The organism is Microbacterium sp. CFBP 13617, from assembly GCF_014839445.1.
GTDB lineage: Bacteria > Actinomycetota > Actinomycetes > Actinomycetales > Microbacteriaceae > Microbacterium.
In genome coordinates this window covers 299,953-324,783 of record NZ_JACYNW010000004.1, presented here as the reverse complement: position 1 = coordinate 324,783, position 24,831 = coordinate 299,953, and the positions used below count along the sequence as shown (strand labels likewise).

General features: G+C 66.7%; 20 protein-coding genes and 1 tRNA gene. 17 read left to right on the top strand and 4 right to left on the bottom strand.

All coding sequences use genetic code 11. From position 1 onward, the window contains the following. Positions 1–21: 21 nt before the first annotated feature. On the bottom strand, positions 22–1,071 hold the full coding sequence (locus tag IFU40_RS13395) for an iron-siderophore ABC transporter substrate-binding protein (protein WP_342343531.1): 1,050 nt from the start codon (positions 1,069–1,071) through the stop codon (positions 22–24). A gap of 23 nt (positions 1,072–1,094) precedes the next feature. Between IFU40_RS13395 and IFU40_RS13390 the strand changes: the two genes are divergently transcribed. The 5 genes from IFU40_RS13390 to IFU40_RS13370 all read left to right on the top strand — a co-directional run bounded on the left by IFU40_RS13390 (position 1,095) and on the right by IFU40_RS13370 (position 7,548). Beyond that, positions 1,095–2,144, top strand: coding sequence for an iron chelate uptake ABC transporter family permease subunit (locus IFU40_RS13390; protein ID WP_198424686.1), 1,050 nt, complete (start codon positions 1,095–1,097; stop codon positions 2,142–2,144). Continuing rightward, positions 2,141–3,157, top strand: a complete 1,017-nt coding sequence (locus IFU40_RS13385; protein ID WP_191926645.1) for an iron chelate uptake ABC transporter family permease subunit — start codon at positions 2,141–2,143, stop codon at positions 3,155–3,157. The genes IFU40_RS13390 and IFU40_RS13385 overlap by 4 nt, the downstream gene beginning before the upstream one ends. A 39-nt stretch (positions 3,158–3,196) precedes the next feature. Then, positions 3,197–3,269 (top strand) — tRNA-Lys (locus IFU40_RS13380). A 208-nt stretch (positions 3,270–3,477) separates the two neighbouring features. After that, the gene (locus IFU40_RS13375) at positions 3,478–5,802 is read left to right on the top strand and encodes an AAA family ATPase (protein ID WP_191926644.1); all 2,325 of its coding nucleotides are present in this window, start codon (positions 3,478–3,480) and stop codon (positions 5,800–5,802) included. A 1,020-nt stretch (positions 5,803–6,822) separates the two neighbouring features. Beyond that, positions 6,823–7,548, top strand: a complete 726-nt coding sequence (locus IFU40_RS13370; protein WP_191926643.1) for a hypothetical protein — start codon at positions 6,823–6,825, stop codon at positions 7,546–7,548. Positions 7,549–7,691: 143 nt separating this feature from the next. Here IFU40_RS13370 and IFU40_RS13365 read toward each other — a convergent pair whose 3' ends face one another. Then, a complete protein-coding gene (locus tag IFU40_RS13365) occupies positions 7,692–8,135 on the bottom strand; it encodes a helix-turn-helix domain-containing protein (protein WP_191926642.1) in 444 nt (147 codons plus the stop codon). Between the two features lie 225 nt (positions 8,136–8,360). Further along, positions 8,361–10,745 (bottom strand): hypothetical protein, encoded by a 2,385-nt coding sequence (locus IFU40_RS13360; RefSeq protein ID WP_191926641.1) that lies wholly within the window; start codon positions 10,743–10,745, stop codon positions 8,361–8,363. A gap of 849 nt (positions 10,746–11,594) precedes the next feature. Here IFU40_RS13360 and IFU40_RS13355 point away from each other — a divergent pair. The 12 genes from IFU40_RS13355 to IFU40_RS13300 all read left to right on the top strand — a co-directional run bounded on the left by IFU40_RS13355 (position 11,595) and on the right by IFU40_RS13300 (position 23,773). Beyond that, the gene (locus IFU40_RS13355) at positions 11,595–11,810 is read left to right on the top strand and encodes a hypothetical protein (protein WP_191926640.1); all 216 of its coding nucleotides are present in this window, start codon (positions 11,595–11,597) and stop codon (positions 11,808–11,810) included. A gap of 287 nt (positions 11,811–12,097) precedes the next feature. Beyond that, positions 12,098–12,613, top strand: a complete 516-nt coding sequence (locus IFU40_RS13350; protein ID WP_191926639.1) for a hypothetical protein — start codon at positions 12,098–12,100, stop codon at positions 12,611–12,613. Positions 12,614–12,790: 177 nt separating this feature from the next. Beyond that, entirely contained in the window at positions 12,791–13,255 is a 465-nt protein-coding gene (locus tag IFU40_RS13345; RefSeq protein WP_191926638.1) for a hypothetical protein, read from the top strand. Positions 13,256–13,532: 277 nt separating this feature from the next. After that, complete coding sequence (locus IFU40_RS13340; protein WP_206754876.1) at positions 13,533–14,099, top strand: hypothetical protein; 567 nt, start codon at positions 13,533–13,535, stop codon at positions 14,097–14,099. Positions 14,100–14,381: 282 nt separating this feature from the next. Then, entirely contained in the window at positions 14,382–15,224 is an 843-nt protein-coding gene (locus IFU40_RS13335; RefSeq protein WP_191926636.1) for a helix-turn-helix transcriptional regulator, read from the top strand. Between the two features lie 164 nt (positions 15,225–15,388). Further along, positions 15,389–16,456, top strand: a complete 1,068-nt coding sequence (locus IFU40_RS13330; RefSeq protein WP_191926635.1) for an ABC transporter substrate-binding protein — start codon at positions 15,389–15,391, stop codon at positions 16,454–16,456. Between the two features lie 8 nt (positions 16,457–16,464). Next, positions 16,465–17,538 carry a FecCD family ABC transporter permease gene (locus tag IFU40_RS13325; protein ID WP_191926634.1) on the top strand — a complete coding sequence of 358 codons (1,074 nt, stop codon included), beginning with the start codon at positions 16,465–16,467 and terminating at the stop codon, positions 17,536–17,538. Beyond that, positions 17,535–18,629 (top strand): iron chelate uptake ABC transporter family permease subunit, encoded by a 1,095-nt coding sequence (locus IFU40_RS13320; RefSeq protein WP_191926633.1) that lies wholly within the window; start codon positions 17,535–17,537, stop codon positions 18,627–18,629. The genes IFU40_RS13325 and IFU40_RS13320 overlap by 4 nt, the downstream gene beginning before the upstream one ends. An 11-nt stretch (positions 18,630–18,640) precedes the next feature. After that, positions 18,641–19,429 carry an ABC transporter ATP-binding protein gene (locus IFU40_RS13315; RefSeq protein ID WP_191926632.1) on the top strand — a complete coding sequence of 263 codons (789 nt, stop codon included), beginning with the start codon at positions 18,641–18,643 and terminating at the stop codon, positions 19,427–19,429. An 8-nt stretch (positions 19,430–19,437) separates the two neighbouring features. Continuing rightward, positions 19,438–21,072, top strand: coding sequence for an ABC transporter transmembrane domain-containing protein (locus tag IFU40_RS13310; protein ID WP_191926631.1), 1,635 nt, complete (start codon positions 19,438–19,440; stop codon positions 21,070–21,072). Then, the gene (locus IFU40_RS13305) at positions 21,069–22,886 is read left to right on the top strand and encodes an ABC transporter ATP-binding protein (RefSeq protein WP_191926630.1); all 1,818 of its coding nucleotides are present in this window, start codon (positions 21,069–21,071) and stop codon (positions 22,884–22,886) included. The genes IFU40_RS13310 and IFU40_RS13305 overlap by 4 nt, the downstream gene beginning before the upstream one ends. After that, on the top strand, positions 22,883–23,773 hold the full coding sequence (locus tag IFU40_RS13300) for a siderophore-interacting protein (RefSeq protein WP_191926629.1): 891 nt from the start codon (positions 22,883–22,885) through the stop codon (positions 23,771–23,773). Before IFU40_RS13305 ends, IFU40_RS13300 begins: the two co-directional genes overlap by 4 nt. Positions 23,774–23,823: 50 nt before the next feature. Here the strand turns inward: IFU40_RS13300 and IFU40_RS13295 are convergent, their stop codons facing one another. Then, entirely contained in the window at positions 23,824–24,765 is a 942-nt protein-coding gene (locus IFU40_RS13295; protein ID WP_070409517.1) for a LysR family transcriptional regulator, read from the bottom strand. Positions 24,766–24,831 lie beyond the last annotated feature (66 nt).

The window sequence follows — 24,831 nt, the reverse complement described above, 5'->3', positions numbered from 1 at the left end:
GCGCTCGCTTTCGTTCGTGGGTCAGTCGTCGATCGCGCGGACGATCTCGTCCTGCACCAGACGCGCCGCGACCGGACCCGCGTTCATGAACCAGGGGTCGAAATCGACGGCCACGGAATGCCCGTCGGCGACCGCGTTCAGGGTCGGCCACAGCGGCGCGTCCTCGATGAACGCCAGGCCCTGACCCGTTCCCGCGTAGAACAGGCGATCGGCGTCGGCGAGGTCGATCTGTTCGGCGCTGATCTCTTGCGACGTCTCGTCGAACTGCTGCGACGCGGGCCGCCCCAGCCCCAGATCCTCGGCGATGCCGCCCGCGAACGACGGCACCCCCATGATGCGGGTGCGGTCGCCCGTCGACTGCAGGAACGACACGGTCGGCTCCCCGTCCGGGTGCGTCTGCGCGAACGCCGCGCTGTCGGCGTGCAGAGCGTCGAGGATGCCGCGCGCCGCGCCCTCGTCGCCGAGGGCGTCGGCGATGAGCAGGAAGTCGCTCTTCCAGTTGACGCCGTTGCCCTTGGTGACGACGGTCGGAGCGATGGCCGAGAGCGCGTCGTACAGCTCTGAGCCGCGCGTGGAGTTGATGAGGATGAGATCGGGGGCCGCCTGCGCGATGGCCTCGAGGTCGGGCTCGGTGCGCTGGCCGATGTCAGTCATGGCGCTGAGGGCCGCGGCATCCTGAGTGAAGGCGTCGACGAGGTACTGCGGCACGAGCCCGCTGTTCTCGGCGCGCGTCGCGGCGGTGGGGACCTCGCCGAGGGCGAGGAGTGCGTCGAGCTGACCGGTCGACACGACGGCGATGCGCGTCGGCGCGGCGGGGATCTCGGTCGCCCCCTCGAAGTGCGTCACCGTGCGCGGGAAGACGCCGTCTGGCTCGGTCGAGCCCATACCGGGTTCGAGGTCGCGCGCCACGACCCATTCGCCGGTGGCACCGGCTTCGGCGTCGACGGTCGACGCGGGGGCGGGCGAGCCCGCGCAGCCGGCGAGGGCGAGCACGGCCGTCACGCCGATGACAGCGCCGAGGCTACGAGGACGAAAACGGGTGCGGAAGGACGGAGAACGAAAAACAGTCACCAAGTGAGGTTATCCTTACCTTCGTGCCTGACCTCGCCACCGTCACTCCCCCGACGGCGGTCACGAGACTCGTCACCCGTCACAGGGCCGCGCGAATGCGTCTGGTGGCTCTGACCGTCGCGATGGTGGTGGCAGTCATCGTGCTCACCGTCGCCAGCCTCGCCGTCGGGTCGCGCGCCCTCGCCCCCGCCGACGTCATCGCCGCCCTGTTCTCGGACCGGCGAGATGCCGCGGGCGTGATCGTGCACGAGCTCCGTGTTCCGCGCACGCTCACCGCCCTGCTGGCCGGCGCATGCCTCGGGGTGGCAGGTGTGCTCATGCAGGCCGTCACCCGCAATCCCCTCGCCGATCCGGGCTTGTTGGGCGTCAACGCGGGAGCGGCCGTCGGGGTGGTCGTGGCGATCGCCTTCTTCGGCGTGGGGACGGCGAGCGGATACGTCTGGTTTGCCTTCGCGGGAGCCGCGTCGGCGGCCCTGCTGGTGAACGCCGCCGCCCGTCCCGGTCGCCGCGGCGACACCGTCGGACTGATCCTGGCCGGAGTCGCGCTGAGTGCGTGTCTCGGCGCGGTCGTGCGCATCATCACGCTCGCCGACGACGACACGTTCGAGTCGTTCCGGTTCTGGGCCGTCGGCTCGTTCGAGCGGCGCGACGCGGACGTGGCGGCGCAGGTGCTCCCGTTCGCGATCGCGGGCCTGATCCTGACCCTCGTGATCGCGCGGGGACTCGACCAGCTGCGCCTGGGCACCGACCTGGCCCGCTCGCTCGGAACCTCGCCCGCCCTGACGATCGTCGGCGCGGGCGCGGCCATCACCCTGCTCTGTGCCGCCGCGACCTCGGCCGCGGGGCCGCTGGCCTTCATCGGCCTGATCGTCGCCCACATCGTGCGCCGCACCGTCGGCGGCGACGTGCGCTCGACGATCGTCCTCGCCGCCCTGTCGGGTGCGGCGCTCACCCTCGCGAGCGATGTGATCGGACGCGTCATCGCGATACCGGGCGAGGTCGAAGCCGGGATCGTCGCGGCGTTCGTCGGGGCGCCGCTGCTGCTCTGGCTCGTCGTTCGGAGGGCGTCGTGATCGCCGCATCCCACCCGCCGAGCCGCACGCTCCCCCGACGGCGCCGCCGCGCGACGCTCGTGGTCGGCGTGACGATCGCAATCGCCGTCCTCGCGGCGATCGCCGGCCTGACGACGGGTTCCTTCCACACCTCGTTGAGCGACGTGGCATCCGCCCTGATGGGGACGGCCGACGGGCGCACCACCGTCGTCGTCATGGGGATGCGCGTGCCGCGCATGCTCGCCGCCCTCGCGATCGGCGCGGCGCTGGGCCTGGCCGGCGCGGTCTTCCAGACCCTGGCACGCAACCCGCTCGCGAGCCCCGACATCATCGGGTTCAGCGCGGGCTCGGCCACCGGCGCCCTCGTCGGGCTCACACTCATTGCGCCCACCGCATCGCCCGCGGCGGGCGCGTGGATCGGTGGCATCCTGACGGTCGTCGTCGTCATGGCGATCGCGCGCAGCGTCGGCGTCTCGCGCGAGCGGACCATCCTCGCCGGCATCGCGCTGAGCACCCTGCTGGCGGCCGTGAACGACTACCTGCTCACCCGCGCACCGATCGAGATCGCCCGCAACGCCGACCAGTGGCTGCACGGCAGCCTCGTCGCGACCACGCTCACCGACGTGGCCCTGCTCGTCGGGGCCCTCGGGGTCTTGGGCTTCGTCCTCGTCCTGGTGCACCGCGACTTCCGTACCCTGGAGCTCGGCGACGACACCGCCCGCTCGTTGGGCGTTCGCATCGGGCGCCTGCGGCTGCTGCTCGTCGTGGTCGCGGCTCTTCTGACCGGAACCGCCACCGCCGTCGCCGGTCCCATCGGGTTCATCGCCCTCGCCGCCCCGCAGCTCGCGCGCCGCACGATGGGCACGAGCGGGATCCCCCTGTGGGGATCGGCGGTCACGGGCGCCACCGTGCTGCTCGTCGCCGACGTCATCGCCCAGCGAGCGCTGGCACCGCTGCAGATCCCCGTCGGATTGCTGACGGCCGTCGTCGGAGGCGCCTACCTGTTCTGGATCGTGGCGCGAACGCGTCGGTGAGCACGAGCTCGTCATCGCGCCCGGTAAGCTGGACGACGAGGGCCTCTAGCTCAGTCGGTAGAGCATCGGACTTTTAATCCGCGGGTCGTGGGTTCGAGCCCCACGGGGCCCACAGTTGTGGCGGCTACTCGAGGAGCCAGTTAGCGAACGAGCATGTCTGGCAGCGAGGCGTTCAAGTTCGAGGTCGGCTGCTGCACCAGATCACTGAAGTAACGACGGGCTAGCATCGCGCTCTATCGTCATTGGCGTCGCGAAGACATAGGTGCCCACTGATGTCGCCGAGGACCGCTATGTTCGAGTCCTGATCTGGGGGGGGGACCATGAAGCTCGAGACGATCTACGTACGGCATTTCCGTTCGTTCAACTTCGACTACTTGCGCCAGGAACGGGAGAGGGTCGAGCCCAATCCTTGGGATTCGGTTCCTGACGATCCAGATGCCTTCTACCCGTTCGTCGCGGTCGAACTGGATGCCAAGGTGACGACCATCGTCGGCGCGAACGAGTCCGGAAAGAGCCAGCTCATCACGGCAATACGTTGCCTCCTAGGCGACGAAGCTATTTCGCCCAAGGACTTCTGCCGCTACTCGCCGTTCTTCGGCGTCCGGGGCACGATGCCGCTGCCTCAGTTCGGCGGTAAGTTCGCCTCGCTGTCCGACGCCGAGTCGGCCGCCGTCGGCGGGATCGCGGGCGGCGAGCCGGTGAACGAGTTCTGGTTCTTCCGGCTCGGGCATGTGAACAGGCTCTGGGTCCGTCGATCGACCGGTTTGATGTCACACGACCTCGAGCCCGAACAGGTCGACGATCTGGGGCTTCCGACCGCGCGGCTGATACGGTCGCGCGTCGCGCTGCCGTCCAGCGTGAGCCTGTTCGATCTCGTCCAGGAGCGCTCCAGCCCGCACCCGCGCGACCGAGCAGCATGGACCAAGCTTCAGAAGGATCTCAAGCTCAACGAGACGCTATTGGAAGCCGGGACTTCCCCGTCGATCTACTTCCCGCCGGCCCACATCCGCGAAAGCCGCGACGAGGAAGCAGCGTCGGAGTCCCTCAGCCTCGTCCGCGACCTGTTAGTGAACGTCGCCGATGTCGACCCCCAGGCCTTTCAGCAGCTCCTCGAAGCGTCCGATACCGACGACGGCTACAGCGCCGCGATCACGGAGAGCATGAGCCAGGCAATCGCTGACTCTTTGAACTTCCCCCACTGGTGGTCACAGGATCAGGATTTCGCCCTCGAGGTCCATAAAGACGGCTTCTTCCTGGTGTTGACGATGCGTGACCGCACTGGCCAGCGCTACACGTTCGACGAGCGCAGCGGAGGAATGAAATATTTTCTGAGCTACTTCATTCAGCACCGTGCGTACGGTCCGCAGGTCGCGGGACGGGACGAGATCGTCCTTATGGACGAACCCGATGCGTTCCTGTCGACAGAAGGTCAGCAAGACCTGCTTCGCGTACTCAAGGCCTACGCTGAGCCAGACGGCGGTCAACCGGCTCAGGTCCTGTACGTCACGCACAGCCCGTTCCTGATCGACCGCAACTATCCCGAACGCATCCGCGTGCTAGAGAAAGGGTACGGCGAAGAAGGTACGCGAGTCGTCGAGAAGGTCGCGGTCGACAAGTACGAGCCGCTGCGATCGGCGTTCGGCTCCTTCCATGCGGATACAGCGTTCATCGGCTCGTGCAACCTGCTCGTCGAGGGCCCGGCAGACCTAGTCCTCTTCTCCGGCGTCAGCGCCGCTATGCGAGTGCACGGGCACCTTGGCGCGAACCTGGATCTGAACAGCATCACGATGGTGCCGGTGCACGGCGGAACACAGTACCGCTACATGCTCCACCTCACGCTGGGGCGCGACGTCGACCGCCCCGCGGTAGTAGTGCTGCTCGATTCTGACTCTGAAGGGGTTCGGGCGCGCGACGGGCTGGAAAAGGGTTTCGCCGATAAGCCGATCATTGATTCCCAGCTCATCATCGAAATTGGGTCGCTTCCGAATGATCGCCTGACGGTCGGCGTCAGCAAGCTCGAGGAGCCAGAGGATCTCGTGCCGCCCGCAGTCGCGCGGGAAGCGCTCGTGTGGTTCGCACGGGAAGTCCTGTCCGAGGCCGCCTTCGATACTTTCACTCAAGCGCTGCCCGCTTCGCCCGTCCGAAAGAAGAGCGAGAGAGTTTACGACCAGATCCGGGACGCCGCGCTCGAAGCCAGCGCTGGTCTTGACCGGTCCTTAAGCTTCGGCAAGATCGAGTTCGCGAAGGCGGTCGGAGCCATCGCGGCGAGCAAGTCGAACACGAATCTCGGCGAACTCTTCGCAAACTTCTCTGCCCTCTTCGAAGTGATCGTGGACCGGCAGGCGCTGGCGCTAAGGGACCAGAACGAGGAACACCTGCGTCAGTTGACCCGGCGCCTCGTTGAGCGGTTCCGTCGCGATCACCGGACACGTGCCTCGAAGGCAATCGTCGACAGATTCCTCCGCGAGGTGGAACGGCACCTGGTCTCCTCGTCCGTCGAAGAGGAGGCCGTGCGGTCCGCTGCTCGAAAAATCCGCGACGACTTCAAATTGACAGTCAACCCAATGGAGGATATCGGGGACTTCCCGGCGCTCAAGTCCGAGCTGAACGAGCTGATCTTCTCACCCTCGCGACAAGGGAGTTAGTCCACGCACCGATAAGAGGCACGGCCCAGGCCCGGACTCGTGTCCACTCACACGGCCTCGTAACGGTGAAGGGCTTCACCTGGGGAATCTCGGGTTGTACCAGGACATCATAAAGCTAATCAAGATGCTGGGCGGCCCTGCAAAGGCTGGCACCGTCATGATAGGCAGCCCGCTGGCTGCCGGAGGACTGCTCACGGTCGCAGGGCAGAAGGTGTCGAAGACCATCACTGGGCGGTTCCAGGTCGATCAGCCACTAACGTGAGTCGACATGGACCGCATCCCGTTCCCGCGAGAAGCCGGTACCGCGACGTGACGGCAACTCCCTGGTGGGCTGCCCCACTCGTCGCCGGAACCTTTGCGCTAATTGGCATCGTGATCGCGCAGTTGGTCGCGCTCCAACTTGAGCGTAGACGCCACCGACGGGAGGACGAGCGACGGCTCGATTCAGCTCTACGCCCTGCCGCTCTGGCATATCTGGATGCTTTGCAGAAGTATGCGACATTCGTCACGTCTCTTACGGTCGGCGAGGTACTCATCACTGGACAGCCGAGCGTCGTTGGCGTCGAAGATGAGTTCATGCGCTGGAGCAGGCACTCTCACGCGATCGACGACGCCCTCGCCCAGCTCGGCCTAGCGGCATCAGGCGAGGTACTGGCGGTCGCGAACCGGGTTCACGAACCAATGCACCGATTCAACTTGGCAGCTCAAGGAGTTCCTATGACCGAGCGTCTGAAGTACGGTCACGCTGATGAGATTTACACGCTCGCGCCACAGTTCCGAAACGTCGTGCGCGAACGGCTTGGGCTAGATCGGCTCGCCGAGCGCCGGTCATCCCTAGCGTCACATGCGAAGGATTAGCTCGCCTTGGCATACCTTGGCGCTGTGGGCGCCGCCCTGGCCGGTAAGACAGACCCGTCCCTCGCCCTTTGGTCGACCGTGCTCCGCGCCGATCAGTTCCGATTGCTGCGGCGACCATCGCAGGCCCGTGGTGGGGAAGTCAGTGACTGCTAGGTTCGGACAATGTCGTTGCCGCACACCGTATCGATCAAGAGCGACCTTGGGAGACTGATAGCCCACGCCCTCCCGGCGAAGCTCACTTTCGATCAGGCTTGCATGCGACAAGGCCAGTTCGGCGAGACGTACATCCAGAACGTCATCCACGAAGTCGCGACCACAAACCTCAACGTTGCTGACCATTGGATACGACAAAACTTCGCGCACCCGACTTTGCAGGACGATCGTTCCCTGCGGAAGGCGGGCGCACCGCGCGCATTAGACTTTTTCATTACTCCTACCGCTGGGCGCGTCGGACGGTCATTGGCCATCGAGGTCAAGTGGACATTGTCACCCCACTGCAAGTTGCGAACGATTATTACGGACCTGTATCGCTTAAAGATCGTTAGAATGGCAAATCATACGACCGACGGCATGTTCGTCCTGTGCGGATTGCGAGATGACATCTCGAACCTCTTGACGAAACTTCGCGCAGAGTCGCAGAAGCGCGCGATCGGGAGGACTTACGGACCCCCACTCGTAACGATCGGCGAGATGTCGAAGTCTGGCAACAGCCAGTTCGCCCCCATCGATGAGAACGGGCGCTTTCTTGGCGGAACGAAGGTCCGCAGCAAACTTCCGATTCAGAGCAATGGCAAGCCGCGTATTCCTACGACTGTGCATGCGCAGTTCTTGGGGCAGGCAACGGTAGGGCTGCGAGCATGGTCCGCGGCGGTGTGGCGCATAACCTAATGAGCTTGGGTCGCCCGGCAACCAGACGTTCGGGGTCCCGCTCACATTGCAAGTAATTCGCGGCGGGGTCGACCCTCGAGGCCGATGGCACGACGCAGGCCGAACTAGCGGTCATGGGAGCGCAGACCGCAGCGCCTCGTAGCTTAACGAGAACCGCCCCGGGCACGCAGCTGCATACCAGCAGTCATGAGCTGCTTGCGCACACAGGCGTAGCTCACTCCAAGTTCTTCCGCGACGATTCCCATCGCCACCCCGCGCTCGTACCGACCTACGAGGTCCCGCACCTGCTCGCTCGTCAGCTGTGATCCTCGCGGGCCACGAGATCTGATCGACTCCCCCGCCGTGACCAGCAATCGCTGCACCTTGTTCGGGCTGAATTCATGCCGGCTAGCAATGGTCGCAAGCGTCTCCCCTGCTCGATATGACGCAACGATCGCATCTCTGACCGCCGAAGGGACAGCGTCCGGATCCTCGCGAATGAGCCCGAGACGCTTGATCAGGTTGTCGAGCGTTGTCCGGTGCACGCCCAGTCGCGTTGCCAAATCAGCGATCTGCTCGCCCTGCTGGTAGCCCTCAACGAACGCCATCTTCTCGTCGTCGGTTAGCTGCCGAGCCTTCCGAGGCAGACTTCGTTGCCCATCCGGGCGTCGGCTCGGCCGCGCTGCTGCCAATCTACGGAGGTGGGACGCCTCTCCCGATTTATTCGAGTACCACTGAACGAGCCCCACAGTTGTGGCGGCTAGTCGAAGTGTTATCGTCTGCGCATAGACGGGACAACCTGGGGGACGTATACGACCAGACCGTCAGACGGCTTATGTGGCTTGTGCGCTCGACGATGACGGCTCGGCGAGCCGACTGACCGATCGGCGCGGTTTCGGGTAATCGGTCCACATGGCGGAGAAGTCGCTCACGTGGCCGTGCTCAAAGCGGAGCACTTCGTTCGCGTCGTCAAAGGCAGCAACGCGGACCAGAAACTGATTTCGACGGAGGCTCGGTAGCCCGGCCCATTGAAGGCTTGAGGGACGATTGATGGCGTGCTCAAGACTACGCGGCCCGATGAAACGAACCGTCCGGCGTCCCCATCGATCAGTCACCTGCTCGGCTGGCGCGAACACGTTCAACCCCAAGCCAAGGTTTTCGATCGACCGGACGGCTTGTGCGACTGCTTCAAGCGTCTCGGCCATCTCTGCTATCTCCGGTGAAGTGCGGCGGAAGTGTACGTGGTCGTTCCGGATTCGCCCCACCTCGTGGTCCTGCAGGGTCGCGGTGACGTGTTCAAGCGCCGCCATGACCCGTTGTTGACTGTGCTCGGATATGTCGAGATACGGGAGCGTTGATTTGAACGGGAAGCGCTGTAGAGCGGTGACACGGGCATACTCGGGAATCTCGGAATCAGGCCGAGCAAAATCCTCGCGCCGATCCCGCAAAAGAGCCAAGACCTTTCCAAGCACCGCGAATCCGCGAATAAGGGGGTGCATGGTCAGCTTGCCGTTGAAGCGAATTCTCTCACCGGGGTCGAGTGCTCCTTCGCTCCTCGTGTACCGGTCGAGTAGCTCGAGACCGATAGGACGATCGAGATCGGGCGTGTATGTGAAAGGGCGGGACGAGGTCACGTGGTCTGAGAGAAAGACCCACGAGGCGAAGGCTAGGGAGTCTTCGAGGACGCCCTCCAGCGCGGAAAAATACTCCGCTGCCTTGCCCTTGAAGTCGGCCGCGTCATCAGCTCCTGTCCCAAGCCAACTCTGGACAGCAGCCGCAACCCTCTCGTGCTGTCGCCAGTAAGCTGCGTGCAAGTCTTCAGGGTCGCGATCATCGAACCCGAGCTTCCAGAGCAGTCGCGAGATGATCTGCTGGTCTGAGTCATCGTCGAACTCGCCCGCGCCGACGAGTTCGGATGCGGCGATCGCACTCGCACGTCCGGACAGCACAAGCCGCGTCAGCGCCTCCGTCGGGGGTTTAGTACGAAGGTACTCGTCAAGCCGCACCTCCAACGAGACGCCGTCAATCTCCCTTAGCTGCCAGTCAAGTTCCAGCCTCTCCGATTCCCCCGCCGCGAGGTAGATACGACGGAATAGATCTCGCTCGCGCAGAATCGGAAGCCCGGGATCTCCGGATACGAACCGGACGCCGTTCACCCCGAGCTGAGGTTGCAGCTTGAATGCACCGGATCGGAGGTGGGCGGTTGAGACTGGGCGGCGGACTTCGCCCGATGGAACAGTGAGCTTCTCCCTTCGCACCAGAAAGTCGATGGCTCTGCTGAGTGAGACGTCGTTGAAATGGACGAGGAGGTCCTCGAGGAACGCCTCACGCGACGTGAGCTGCGGCAGCGGAACCTCCTTGTCGAGGTGGTCGCGGAGAACAGCAAGTTCCTGATCGCCGAGACAATCCCCTATGAGCGTCACCATCGGGGCGGTCCAACTGTTGCCGAAGTAACTCTCCGCCGTCTTATCGATCTCACTCGCGAGTCCAGACCAGTCCGCTGGCTTCGACTTGACTGCGCGGAGAATCCGCTCAAGTTTTCCTCGCTCCGAGTTGATCGAAGCGCTGTGCCCCGTGCTCAAGACGACCGAGTGAAGCTCGCGGCATACGGGATCATCGCAGTGAAAGGCCGGAACACGGCTCATAGAACGGAGGGTGCGGCGATGGTTACCCACCCTCACCCCGCTCGGACCAACAACGAACCGCCCGTACTGGAAGACACCACGAGGGATTGCGTCAAGGAGTTCGATGGTCTCCTCGTTGGTGAGCCGATCCTTTTCATCCTCGTATCGGTCTGCGAAGAAATCGTAGAGATGATTGGCGAACAGAAACGGAAACCGGATCTTGCCGTCGGTGATCTGATCGGATATCGCAGCGGCGACCTCCTCGGGATCGGTCTTGCCGATATCGACGAATAAACGGTCATGCCCCAGCGTGAGCGCACACATCAAGTGCGCCTCTCTCGCGGGCACTTCCTCTTGACGGATGAGCTTGCTCTTCAGCTCGCGACCCGCGTCGGAGAGCACGATAGCGGACACGAAGCTCTCAGGGGCGGAGTATGAATCTGGGATGATGCAGTCGCTGAGCAAGTCGGTCAGGTCCACGACGTCGCAAAACCGACGACGCCAACTCGGATCGGCGTGCTTCGCCAAGAGCGCCTTTGCGTCAACTTCCTCCACAACCGTCCCCCAGTCGTCCCGTTGGTCCCCCTTGCTCACACCTTATGGCTCGATCTCCTACGCCTGTGCGAGGATGTGCGAGGACACACCGAGCATCTCACCCTTCTGCCCCGCTGGTGATTGGCCCGACTGCGGGCATGAGAGTGCTGCCTCAGATGCGAGTGGGCCCGACAAGAGCACATGAGTTGGACCGGCTCGATCTAGGCCCGCCTACGCCCACGAGACCGGAGCTGAACACCCGCCGCACGGAGCATTCGCGCAACACGGTTCGGACCCATATCGTGCACTGTGGCCAGCTCAGCTAACGTCGCGCCTGATTCGTAAGCAGCCACAAGCACACGCTGCTCGGACGTGACCCGGACAGGCAACCGCTCAAGTCCTTGCCGACGCACGAGTTCGTGCAGTGTTGAACGATGGACGCCAAGGTCCCGAGCCAGCGCCCTGGCGTTGGCACCCTGACGATACTCCTCGGTGAACGCCGCCTGTTCCAAAGCTGTCAGCTGCCGAGCCTTCTTCGGAATGACAGAAGGCCCCGTTCGAGCAACGCGACCTGGGCTCATAGCGGCCAATTTACGGAGGTGGGCGGCCCCTGCTGATTTATTCGAGTACGCCTCGACAAGCCCCACCACGTCGTTGTTACTCGAAAATCGCCCACAGCGATGTTTACGAAACTCGCTGCCTCGGCCGCTGTTGTATCCCCGCCCCTGTCCCCAGGGGCGGTTTTTGTTGGGTTCTCGTACAACTTCCCCGCCGCCATCATCACTTCGAACGGCTCGCACATGCGCGATGATATTCGCGGCCGCGTCGGGTGCCACCGGCTCAAGCAGGGTCGTCGTGTACCGACGAGCACTGGGGCTCCGGGGCAGGGCACGTGAGGGTGTAGTACCTATGAGTGGCGACAAGGAGCGGCGTCGTGACAGACGCGACCGCACGAACAGGGATCGCCGCCCGACGCCGTGGATCCTGAGTCTCGCCAGCTTCATCGGGACGAACCTCAACTCAGGTGGATGGGCCCTGATCGCCGCGTTCGTCACGGCCCTCGTCGTACTAATCATGTACGTCGTGTACCTCGTCAACTTACGAGCGGCGCGTCGACGCCCTTAGTCGGCGACGTCGCGCGCGTTGGGTTGACAGGCAGGAAATGCTGGGACACCCACCCGCCGACCGAACTTCGCCAGCCGCTGCTCGAGCCTGACGTCTACCGAGTCGGCAACCGAGACTGCGGCGGGCGCAGACGGCAGGAAGAGCCGACCGACCGCGACGACCACCCCGAAACGGTCATGTGGGCGACGCTCGCGCTGAATGGGCAACGTGGAAATTAGACCTGGATCGCGGGTCGAGGACATCTCGTACACTCGCATCTCACGCGTGGAGTCGAGTGAGGGACGTGTATGTCTGAGAGCGCCGGGGAGTGGAGTGCTGAAGTACGCTCCGCTCTCGGCTCGCTGCAGGGGAGACGCGTCTCGGTGCCCACCTCTCGAATCACCTCGGTCGACGAGCTCGCGATTGGCTACGCCGTCGGGCTCGTCGCTCGGGATGACTTGGTGGCCTTCGCAGCGCGCGCAAGAGACTGGGGCGATCACTGTGCGTCGGACCTCGGCGAGCTGACCCCCGGCCACGTTAGCGCGATACTGATCGGACTACTCCGCGCACGACCGGTCGAGAGTTTCAGAGCTGCTGCCGATAGGTGGTTCGCCGTCGTCGTCTGCCTGCTCGTCGCGTCATTGAGACGGGCGACGGTTGATCCCCGCCTCGAGTTGCAGGAACTCGTGGGCGTGTGGGGCGGAGGCTCGGCAAGCGCGGCTAGCCAGGTGGAGCCACGCGGCTTGGACGCTTTGGTATTCGGTCGTCGAGCCCGGATGCGCTACGTCGAGCGCGTGGCACGACGGTTCTGTGTGGATCGCTGACGACAAGATTCTTCTTCGATCGACCGTACGCATCGAAGGGTCCCACTCCCCCACTTGAGACCAGATATCGTCGCCGGCGCGTGAACTCAGGATCGGTACCTTGGACGGGTGGGGATAGATCCAGAATTACGCGCTCGGGCGGACGCGGTCGCCGCGTCCAGAGAGCGGGTGCGCTGCTTGTCGCAACAGGGCTGGGCGGATCACTCTCTTCGGACACACGAACACGACATCACCCGCGAGTGGTACCTGACGGCGAGCGGCGGATTCCTCGAGGCCGTCTGGGAACTGCCGGACCTCGTCCGGGAGAGGAATGCCGGTGGGGTCGAGGCTGCCATCACCTATCTCGAAACCGCACCTCGATGCTTCCGCTCGGGCTATGTCGCCGAGCGAATCATGCGGCGGCTCTCTCGACAAGCCCTCACCGATGACCAACGCTCTCGGCTGACATCGGTCGTTCTTGCGGAGACCGTGCAGCGCCAATCCCGAGGCTGGCGGGACATCGGAGCCCTCGGCGGCGCGATCTGGAACCAGGACCTGCGCGCCGCCCTGATCTCTCTCGCGAGCCGGGGAGGGGTCCAGGGACACCGTGCCGCGCGGATTACTTCGGCCGCCGAAGAATGGCGGCGCTCGACATCGGCGTGAGCGGAGTGCTCCAGCGGCCTCGGCGGCGCCGTGCGTCCAGCCGAACCCCGCCACAGCCGTGCGTGCGAGCCGTCACCCGTGACGGCGGAGCGGGCGGCCTATGATTTCCTCGCCCCTCGCTCGGCACGCGGATGGGCAGTCCTTTTTTACTCGCGTGCACTGTTCGTGGACCTGATATTGACCGACCTAGGGAGTCGTCGAAATGGAAGTCGTCCGCGAGTGGGGAACGCCGGTGAGCCCCCTCAGCCCTTGGGTAGGCATCCTCTCGGTTCTCCCCGTGGTGATACTCGAGATCATCTGCGCCGGAGGCGTCTTCTTGGCCCTGTTTCTGGAGCGCGGCTGGGGTGAGGTTTTCTTCTGGACAGCCCTTGGCCTCGTCGTGCTGATCGGAGCGTGGGTGATCCTGCGGCGCGGGAATCGTGCGCTCGGGGACCATGCCGAGCGAGTGAGCGCGGAGCGCCCTGAGACGCGGTTCTATCTCTGTTCCGACTCCGCGATCGGTCCACGGGTCGAAGACTGGCGGAATCGGCGTCATTCGAACCTCATCGGTAAAGGGTTCATCCTCATCACCGACGACGGGGTTGAGGTTTGGACGGACGGCGACGCTCCGAAGGCCGCTTTCTCCTTCGATGAGATCGTCGCAGTTCAGGACGTTCGCGTGTGGAGCGCCTGGATCTGGTCGCCTCAAATGCGGATGACGCTCTCGGGTGGTCGTGAGTTCGTCTCTGCCCTCACATTCGCCGGCTTTCGCGGCGCCTTCGGATTCACCATCGCCGATATGCGTCGCTTGGGACGCGTTCTCGAGCTGAAGGCACCGGGGATCACGCGACGCGCTGGCGCTTGACCGTTCTTGACTGGCGGCCCCCGAGGGCGGGCCAAGGCGTAAGCCCCCGCAGTTCGAGCCGACGTTCTATGCTGACCACACCAGCGCCGATCGACCGGTGAGAATCGACATGCGCGGGTCTCTCCGACCCAGGGCGCAGCAGTAACCGTCGGGTACGCCCTCATACCCGCAGCGTCCCCAGAGAGCCGACTCTGCGCGCCGCGGCGGAGAAGGTGTCACGAAGATCGAGGTGCTGCATGTCGATCGACCGCGGAGTAGGCGACCACCCCACCGGAGCACAGGATGAACTCATACCGGCAGGCCGACTGGGACGCGAGCCCCGAGCATCCATCGACCGTGGTGAAGCCGTACCTGATGGGGACAGGGGTGGTGACCGGGGAAGACACCGGTACCCGCCCACTCTCGCCTCCGCACTCGCACGCCGACGCGATGCTCGCGTGGTGCTACCGCGGCACCGTGTGGATCCACCTGCAGGACGCGATGTGGCGGCTCGCGCCGGGCCAGGGGGTCTGGATCCCCGCGCGTACGCCGCACACGGCGCACCACGAGCGGGACTCCGTCGGTTGCTACACCTATCTGCCGGCAACGTCCGCCATCACACCGATCGACGACATCACCCGGGTCCTCGTGCCGCGCGCCGTGCAGGAGATGCTGCTGCACCTCGGCATCAACGACATGCCCACCGACCTGCGCGTGCGCATCCAGTCCACCCTGATCGAGATGCTGCAGCAGCCGACCCCCGATGCGCTCAATGGCTGGGGCGAGGTCCCGCTCCCCACAGACGAGCGCGTGCGCGCGCTGGCGCAGGCGGTGCTGGACGACCCGGGCGATCCGCGCAGCGCCGGCGAGCTGTTCCTCGCCCACGGCCTGCATGAACGCACCGTGCTGCGCATCTTTCAGAACGACGTCGGCATGACGTTCGGGCGGTGGCGCACCGGCGTTCGACTGACCCTCGGCGCCCGCCTGATCATCGATGGCACCCCCATCGGTGCGGCGGCTCACCGATGCGGCTACGCGACGACCAGCGCCTTTTCCGCGAGCTTCAAGGAGCGGTTCGGACTCACCCCTCGTCAGCATGTCGCACGCGTGCAGGCGGACTCCGCACACCACCTCTACTGGCGCTGACTCTCGCGCCCACTTGACCCGCCGCGTCTGTTTGACGACACAAGTCGTCCGTCGATCGACACTCGCCGCCGCATCCGCGATCTAGCATCGGTTTGTTAGGCCATGCTTACCTAACTTCTCGCCGCGTTGCCGCGGCACTCCCCTCCCATCTCTCAAGGAGAACCATGTCGCACGCTTTCGCGCGCCCGAAAATCCGGCGCGCCTCCGCGCTCGTCGCCGCAGCCATCACCGCTGCCCTCATCCTGACCGGGTGCTCGACCGCCGGTGAGACCGCCGGATCCACCACTCCTTCGACCTCCGCCGGTGGCGTGGTCATCGAGCACGGCCACGGCGAGACCGTCATTCCCGAGAAGCCTCAGCGCGTCGTCGCCCTCGGCTGGATGACGCCCGACGTCGTCGCCGCCCTCGGCACGAACCCGGTCGGCATCGAAGAGGTCTGGGGCGCCGGCGAGAGCGGCTACCAGCCGTGGTTCGAGGAGTTCGTGACCGAGAAGTACGGCGAGACCCCCGAGATCATCCCGTTCACCGAAGACGGACCCAACTACGAGGCGATCAAGGCCCTCAAGCCCGACCTGATCCTCAGCCTGTACTCGGGCGTGAGCGACATCGAATACGAGCGCCTCAGTGAGATCGCGCCGACCGTGCCGTACATCGACGGACCGTGGAATCCGGGCACCTGGGAGGGCATGACACGCACCGTCGGCAAGGCGCTGTCGGAGGATGCCAAGGCCGAGGAGCTGATCGCCGAGACCGAGGAGCAGATCACGACCCTCGCCGGAGAGCACCCCGAGTTCGAGGACAAGACCTTCGTCTGGGGTCTGACCCTGAACGAGGGCGGCACCGACCTGGGCGTCTACCTGAACTACGACCCCCGCGTGCGCATCACGGAGGCGCTCGGATTCACCTCCACCTCGGCCATGGACAGCTTCCTCGCGAGCGCCGAGGGCGACAACTGGTACACGGGCGTCAGCCTGGAGAAGCTCTACGACGTGCAGGCCGACCTGTTCGCCGCCTGGGGCGGGAGCGCTGCGGAGGGCACGTACACGGTCGAGAACAAGGTCGTCTCGCGCTGGAACCCGATCGCGAACGGTTCCTACGTGATCTACGCGGATGCCGTGAAGGCCTCCGCGATCAGCGCTCCGACCGTGCTGTCGCTGAAGTACATCCTCCCGACGTACGTCGACGACCTCGCGGCCGCGCTGCAGGGCACGCCGACCATCGCAGGAGAGTGACCCGCGAGATGTCCCTGACGACGACAGACGGCACGGACGTCTCGAACACGGGTGCGGAGGGTCGGGCAGCCGGCTCTCCGCACTGCAACGCGACCCTCGTGCTGGGACTCATCGTCTCGGCGGTGGTGCTGGTGCTCGCCACCCTCGCCTCGCTGGCCGTCGGCAACCGGGCAATCGATCCCCTCACCGTGCTGCATTCCCTGTTCGCCTACGACGATGCCAACCCACTGCACCTCATGGTGGTGGAGCTGCGGGTGCCCCGAACGGTGCTGGGCATCGTCGTGGGCGCCGCCTTGGCCGTGTGCGGCGGACTCATCCAGGCCTTCACCCGCAACCCCCTGGCCGACCCCGGCATCCTGGGTGTGAACGCGGGGGCATCCTTCGCGGTCACGTTCGCGGTCGGGGTGCTGGGGCTGACCACCCCCGGCGCGTACGTGCCCTTCGCGCTGGCCGGTGCCTTCGTGCTGACCATCCTCGTGTACGCGCTCGGCTCGTTCGGGGCCTCCGGGGCGACGCCCATGAAGCTGACGCTCGCCGGGGTCGCCCTCGGCGCGGCGCTCACCGGCCTCACGACCGCGATCGTGCTGCGCGATCTGGGCACACTCCAGGTCATGCGCTTCTGGGGCGTCGGCTCGATCGGCGGACGCACCCTCGACCAGCTCGCCTGGGCCACCCCGCTGATCGTCGGCGGTCTGCTGATCGGGCTGTTCTGCGCTCGTTCCCTGAATGCGCTGGCCCTCGGCGACGACCTGGCCCAGGCGCTCGGCGCCCGGGTGCGTGTCACCCGCGTGCTCGTGATCGTCGCGGTCACCCTGCTGGCGGGCACGAGCGTCGCCGCCGCCGGTCCCATCGCCTTCGTGGGTCTGATGATCCCCCACATCGTGCGGTGGTTCACGGGCCCCGATCAGCGCTGGGTGCTGACGTACTCGATGATCATCGGCCCGACCTTCCTGCTGTTCGCCGACGTCGTGGGCCGCATCGTGCTGCCCAGCGGCGAGCTGCGCGTCGGGATCGTCACCGCTCTGCTGGGCTCCCCACTCCTGATCGCGCTCGTGCGCCGCGAGCGGGTGAGCGGACTGTGAGCATCGATCGGCGCCCCGCCCCCACCGCACACGACGACGCAGCCTTCGCGCCCGTCGACCACGGACGTCGGCACATCCGGATCGACACCGCGCGCATCGCGACACTCATCCCGGTCCGCTCGATCGTGGTCTGCGTGCTGCTCGCCGTCGTGATCGTCGCCGCGGGTCTCGGATCGATGACGATCGGCGCCTACGAGGTGGACCTCGCGGCGGTCATCCGCGCCGTCGTCGACCCGTCCTCCGACTCCGACGTCCGCCAGGTAGTCCTCGAGTGGCGACTGCCGCGCGTCCTGTTCGCGGTGCTCTGCGGCGCCGCTCTCGCCCTCGCCGGCGGCATCTTCCAGTCACTCACCCGCAATCCGCTCGGCTCGCCCGACATCATCGGCTTCGGCATCGGCGCCCAGTTCGGCGTGACCCTCACGATGGTGGTGCTGGAGCTGAACACCTACATGCTCAAGGCCGCCGGGGCACTCGTCGGCGGTCTGCTCACCGCACTGCTCGTGTACGTGCTGGCGAACAAGAAGACCCTGTCGTCGTTTCGCCTGATCATCGTCGGTATCGGCGTCTCGGCCGGGCTCGGGTCGCTCACCTCCTGGATCCTGATCTCGGTCAGCGTCGAGAAGGCCATGATGGCCGCGACCTGGGGGGCGGGTTCGCTCGCCTCGCTCGGCTTCGATCAGTTGATCCCCGCCGCGATCGTGTTCGCCATCGTCACCGTGCTGTCGCTTCCGCTGAACCGCACACTGCCGGTTCTCGAGATGGGAGACGACGCGGCGACCGCGCTGGGCATCGCTCCCGGCCGCACACGGCTCGCCGCGATGGTGTTCGGCGTCGCCTTGGTGGCGCTGGTCACCGCGGCCGCCGGTCCGCTCTCTTTCATCGCGTTGGCGGCTCCGCAGATCTCGCAGCGCCTCACACGCTCGAACACCCCGATGGACCCCGTCCCGGTGATGCTGACCGGCGCCGCCCTCGTCGTGGTCTCCGACGCGGTCGCCCAGCTCGTCGCGGTCCCCGTCGGGGTCGTGACGGTCTCGATCGGCGGCATCTATCTCGCTTGGCTGCTGGCCGCGCAGTACGCGCGCCGCACCTGAAAGGAACACGCATGATCGCTTCGCTGCGAGCCCGCGACATCACGCTGGGCTACGGGGAGACCCCCGTCATCTCCGAGCTGTCGCTAGAGGTACCGGACAACTCGTTCACGATCATCATCGGGCCGAACGCGTGCGGCAAGTCGACCCTGCTGCGCGGGTTCGCCCGACTGCTCCGTCCCCGAACCGGTGCCGTGCTGCTCGATGGCGCCGAGCTGCGCTCCCTCAAGCCGAAGGATGCCGCTCGCAAACTGGGGCTCCTCCCCCAGTCGTCCCTCGCCCCCGACGGGATCACCGTCGCCGACCTGGTCGGACGGGGCCGATTCCCCCACCAGAGTGCGATGCGCACCTGGAGCACCGCCGATGAGCGCGCGGTGTCCGAGGCGATGGCGGCGACCGGGGTCACCGATCTGTCCCGCCGCCCGGTCGACGAACTCTCGGGCGGCCAGCGGCAGCGCGTATGGGTGGCGATGGCCCTCGCCCAGCAGACGCCGCACCTGCTGCTCGACGAGCCGACGACCTTCCTCGACATCGCGCACCAGATCGACCTGATGGAACTGTTCGCCGATCTGCACCGCAGCGGCACCACCCTCGTGGCCGTGCTGCACGACCTCAATCACGCCGCGCGCTACGCGACCCACCTCGTGGCGATGCGCGACGGGGCCATCGTGGCGCAGGGCGACCCCCGCGAGATCATCACCGCCGATCTCGTGGAGGCCGTGTACGACCTGCCCTGCACGGTGATCACCGACCCCGTCTCGGGCACACCGCTGGTGCTGCCGCTCGGTCGGCGGATGCAGTGACGACAACAGTGACGAAGACTCCGCGGCGGCTCTTCGGGATCGCGCTGAAGGCCGAGGGACGCGGTGCGGCCCTCGCCGCGGCAACCGCATTGCTCATCGTGCACGCGCTGGCCGAGGCCACGATCCCCGTTCTCATCGGCGCGACGATCGACCGTGCCGTGCTCCCCGCCGCCCCGGTCGCGCTCGCCGTCTGGATCAGTGTGCTGGTCGCGACGTTTCTGGTGCTCACCGTGAGCTACCAGTCGGCATCCCGTCTGATGGTCTCGATCTACGGCTACGGCGAGCAGGCGCTGCGCCACCTCGCCCTGTCACGAATGCTGCGCCCCCGACTGTCCCGCCGCACGGTGACGCCGGGTGAAGCGCTGACCTTCGTGACCTCCGACACCTATCGCGTGGCCGGTGTCGCCTGGTCGGTGGCGCAGCAGTGCTCCACGATCGCCGCGATCATCGGCGCCGGGCTGGCGATCCTGGTGATCTCGCCGGTCGCGACTCTCGTCGTGTTCGGTTCGACGATCGCGATGATGTTCGTGATGCAGGTCGTCTCGCGTCCGCTCGAGCGCCGAGGGTTCGTCGAACAACACGCCGCCACCGAGGCGGGGGCCGTCGCCGCCGACTTCATGAGCGGATTCCGTGTGCTGGTGGGCATCGGCGCCCGCGAAGAGGCCGTGCGACGCTACGTCACCGCGAGCGACACCGCCCGGCGAGCCGCGACGGCCGCCGGTCGATCCCTCGCGTCGTACGAGGCGATCAGCGGCACGCTGGCCGCGGTCGCGACGACCGCGCTGGCGGGGATGTCGGCGTGGTTCGCATCCGAGGGTCGCATCAGCATCGGCGAGCTGGTCGCCGTGCTCGGCCTCGCCCAGTTCATCAGCGGCTACCTCGCCTACGCGGGCTCGTTCCCCTCGAACTGGATCCACAAGCTCGCCTCGGCCAAGCGGCTCGCCGAGGTCATCGACGCCGAAGACCTGCTCGCCCCACCCGTGACGCACGAGCGCCGTGGGGATCCGGCGGACGACGTCGTGCTGGCCTTCCGGGCCGGCGCCGCGCCCGAGTCGCTCGTCGAGGTGAGGAAGGGCGAGCTGCTCGGCATCCTTCCTCCCGACAGCGACACGGCCCGAGCGCTCTCTCGACGCCTCGGCCTGCGCACGCCGCCCGTGCCGGGTCACGTGCAACTCGCCGTCGACGGTGAACGGCGGGACCTGTCCGAGTGGGATCCGGTCGAATACCGCCGCCGCGTCGTCGCCCCGCCGCACGGCCAGACGATCGTGAACGGCACCCTGCGGGAGGCCGTGCGCGGACACGGCACCGACGGATCCCCGCATCCCTCGCTCGTCGACATGGCGGCGCTGCAGGACACCGTCGTGCAGGTCGGGGGCTGGGACTCGCAGGTCGGCGAGGCCGGCCGACGACTCTCCGGAGGGCAACGGCAGCGCATCGGGATCGCCCGCGCCCTGCACGCGGAGGCCGACGTGCTCGTGCTCGACGAGCCGACCTCAGCCGTCGATGCCGTCACCGAGGCGCACATCGCCCGCTCGCTCGCCCGGCACGGCGACACCGTCATCGTGATCACCACCTCTCCCGTGCTGCTGGGAGCCTGCGACCGGGTCATCGACCTCTCCTCCCACGGATCGGAGTCGGCATGAGCGACGCCCTCGACACCACCCCGCCCCTCTTGCCGATCGCCTCGAGCGCGCGCGTGCGCACGGCGATCGGGGCATTGCTGCGACAGCATCCGGGCAGAGTGGCCGGCGTCGCCGTGCTGTTCCTCGCGGCATCCGCTCTGGGCATCGTGATGCCCGCGTGTCTGGGGCGCATCGTCGACGCCGTCTCGTCCGACGCGGGATCCCTCACGATCGCGGGCTGGGTCATCGGCGCCGGTGCCGGGGCGATCGGATCTGCGGTCGTGATGCTCTGGGCGGTGCGTGTGCTCACCGCACTGGTGCAGGACATGCTCGCCCGCCTGCGCGAAGACGTGTTCACCTCGGCCATGCGCCTGCCGGTGAGCACCGTCGACGACGGCGAGAGCGCCGACCTGCTCTCCCGCCTCACCGGTGACGTCGACGCCGTCGCGGAAGCCGGGGGCAACGTCGCGCCCACCCTGTTGTCCGCCGCCTTCGCCATCGCCGTCTCGGTGGTCGCACTGACCGCGCTCGACCCCTGGCTCGCGCTCGCCGGTATCGCCTCGGCGCCGTTCTACGTGCTCGGCACCCGGGCGTTCCTGCGTCGGTCGCGCGTCGTTTTCCGCGAGGTGCGCATACGTGAGGCCGCGCGCAGTCAGGCCGTGCTCGAGGCGGTCGAGGGCATCGACACGCTCACCGCGTTCAACGAGCAGGATCACGCGCTCGCTCGCGTGTCCGAGCGCGCCGAAGCCTCGATCCGGATGCAGATCGAGGGCGTCCGGGTGACGAACCGGCTGTTCCGGTGGATCAACGCCGGAGAGCTGGTCGGCCTGGCCGCGATCCTCGGTACGGGTTTTCTGCTGCAGTCCGCCGGGGCGATCACGGTGGGCATGGTGACGACGGCGGCACTGCTCTTCCATCGGCTGTTCGGGCCGGTCGGTCAGTTGATCTTCGGACTCAACGACATCCAGCGCGCGGCGATCGGACTCGCGCGCCTCGTGGGCGTCATCGACCTCGCTCCGGCGCCCTCGAGCGCACGGGAGGGGGAATCGGATGCCGCTTCGACGGCATCCGGAGGGCTCGAGGTGCGGCAGGTGACGTTCCACTACCCGACCACCGGCCGCGGTATCAGCGACGTGAACCTGCACGTGCCTGCGGGCACGACCGCCGCGCTGGTCGGCGCCTCGGGGTCGGGCAAGAGCACCCTCGCCCGGGTGATCGCCGGACACCACCCGCCGACGTCGGGCAGCGTGCACCTGGCCTCCACCGCGAATGCGCCCTACTACCTCTCGCAGGAGCTGCACCACTTCCGGGGCACGATCGCCGACAACCTGCGCCTGGTGGAACCCGACGCCAGCCTCGACCAGATGGTCGCCGCGGTGAGGGCGGTCGGGGCGGACTGGGCGGTCGACGCGCTCACCGCGCAATCCGGCGGCTCCGACTCGTCGCAGGAGCCCGCCGTGCCCCTGGACGAGGGCCGCATTCAGCAGCTCGCCATCGCGCGGGCGTTCCTGGCCGATCCCGCGGTCGTGATCCTCGACGAGGCGACCGCCGACGTCGGGCTGCACCACCGCGACGCGGTGGAGAAGGCGATCACCGCCCTGCGCCACGGCCGCACGGCGTTGCTCATCGCGCACCGGCTGCAGCAGGCCGCCACGGCCGAGCAGATCGTCGTCTTCGCCGACGGGCGTCCGACGCAGCGCGGCACGCACGAGACGCTCCTCGCCGTCGACGGGCTCTACCGCGACGCCTGGACCGCCCAGACCCCCTCGGCGCAGAACACGACCACCCGTTACCCCCGCCAGCCCTCCCCGAGCCCAGAGACGGAGACTCCGTGATCATCCACCGCGGCATCGTCAGCAGCACCACCACCCTCACCCCGAACCTGGTCCGCATCACCCTCGGCGGCGACGGCGTCGCTGACTTCGTGAGCACGGGGATCGGCGACGAATACGTGCGCGTGTTCTTCCCGCACGGCGAGGACCCCACCGACGTCTCACTGCCCATTCCCGCCGGGGACTGGTGGGAGACCCCGGCGGGGGCGCCGGAGGCTCCGATGCGCACGTACACGATCAGTGCCGTGCGCCAGGATGCCGGCGAACTCGACATCGACTTCGTGACCCACGAATCCGGTGTCGCGGGGCCGTGGGCGCTCCGCGCAGAGCCCGGCCACGTGCTCGGCCTGAACGCGCCGACCGGTCTGTACGCTCCCCCGGCCGGCATCACCTGGCAGGTTCTGGTGGCCGATCTCACCGGCCTGCCCGCTGCGGCACGCATCGCCGCGAACGCGCCGGAGGGCGTGCGCACCCGCGTCGTGCTCGAGGTCCCCCACGAAGACGACCGGCTGCCCTTCGACGCGGGCCCCGATGTCGAGGTCACCTGGGTGATCGGCGGCAACGGCCACAGCCCGAGCGCTCTGGGTCACCTGGTGCGCGGCGTCGTAGACGCGCGTCTCCCACTCGACGAGGGCTACGTCTGGGTCGCCGGCGAGACCGTCGCGCTGCGAGACGTCCGCAAATACCTGCGCAAGGAGCTCGGCCTGCCCGCGACCAGGTTCAAGGTCGTCGGATACTGGACGCCGGTCGCCGCGTGGGACGAGAAGTTCGCCGCACTCCCCGAGTCCGTCCAGAAAGAGCTCGCCGCGATGTGGACCGAGTCCACGGACGACGAGCCGGAAGACGTGCAGATTCGCGTCGAGGAGCGACTGGGTCGCCTCGGACTCTGACGGTCAGCGCCGCACCCGACAGCGGGCGGGAGACATGGCATCCGCTCCCCCTACCCGAGCACCTCCACGCCGAACCCCGCCACCACGTCGCGCACCTCGGCGAGGTACCGCTGCGCCTGCTCGGTGAGGGGGATCGCGGTGCGGCCGATCCAGCCGATCTCGATGTGCTCGTCGACGTCGAGGGGCACGGCGACGATCTCGGGGTCGAGGTCGTCGCTGATGATGCCGGTCGAGATCGTGTAGCCGTCGAGACCGATCATGAGGTTGAAGATCGTCGCGCGGTCCGAGACGCGGATCTCTTGCGCGCTCGACAGCGTCGAGAGGATCTCTTCGGCGAAGTAGAAGGAGTTGTTCGCCCCCTGGTCGAAGGTCAGGCGCGGCAGGGCGACGAGGTCGTCGAGGGTGGCGCGCGTGCGCTGGGCGAGCGGGTTGCGCCGCGAGACGAAGATGTGCGGCTCGGCGACGAACAGCGGATGAAACGCCAGCCCCGAGTCGCGCAGCAGCTTGTCGAGGACGTTGCGGTTGAAGTCGTTGCGGAACAGGATGCCGAGCTCGCTGCGGAGCGTGCGGACGTCTTCGATGATGTCGAAGGTGCGGGTCTCGCGCAGCGAGAACTCGTACTCCGCCGCGTTCGTGCCCTTCACCATGCGCACGAACGCGTCGACGGCGAACGAGTAGTGCTGGGTCGAGACCCCGAGCAGGCGCCGCGAGGGCGGCCGGCCGAGGTAGCGCTGCTCGAGCAGCTCGGCCTGTTCGACGACCTGACGCGCGTAGCCGAGGAACTCCACGCCGTCGACGGTGAGGGTGACCCCGCGCGCGGAACGCGTGAGCAGATCGCGTCCCACCCGGTGCTCGAGGTCTTTCATCGCGGCCGACATGGTCGGTTGAGCGACGAAGAGGATGTCGGCCGCGGCGGTGATCGATCCCTCGGCGGCGACCTCGATGAAGTACTGGAGCTGTTGCAGGGTGATGCCGCTCGTGCGCTTGGCCATAGCCCCAGGCTATAGGCGTGCATAGCTGAGCGGAATTACCCGATGACCGCGGCATCCGAGCACGAT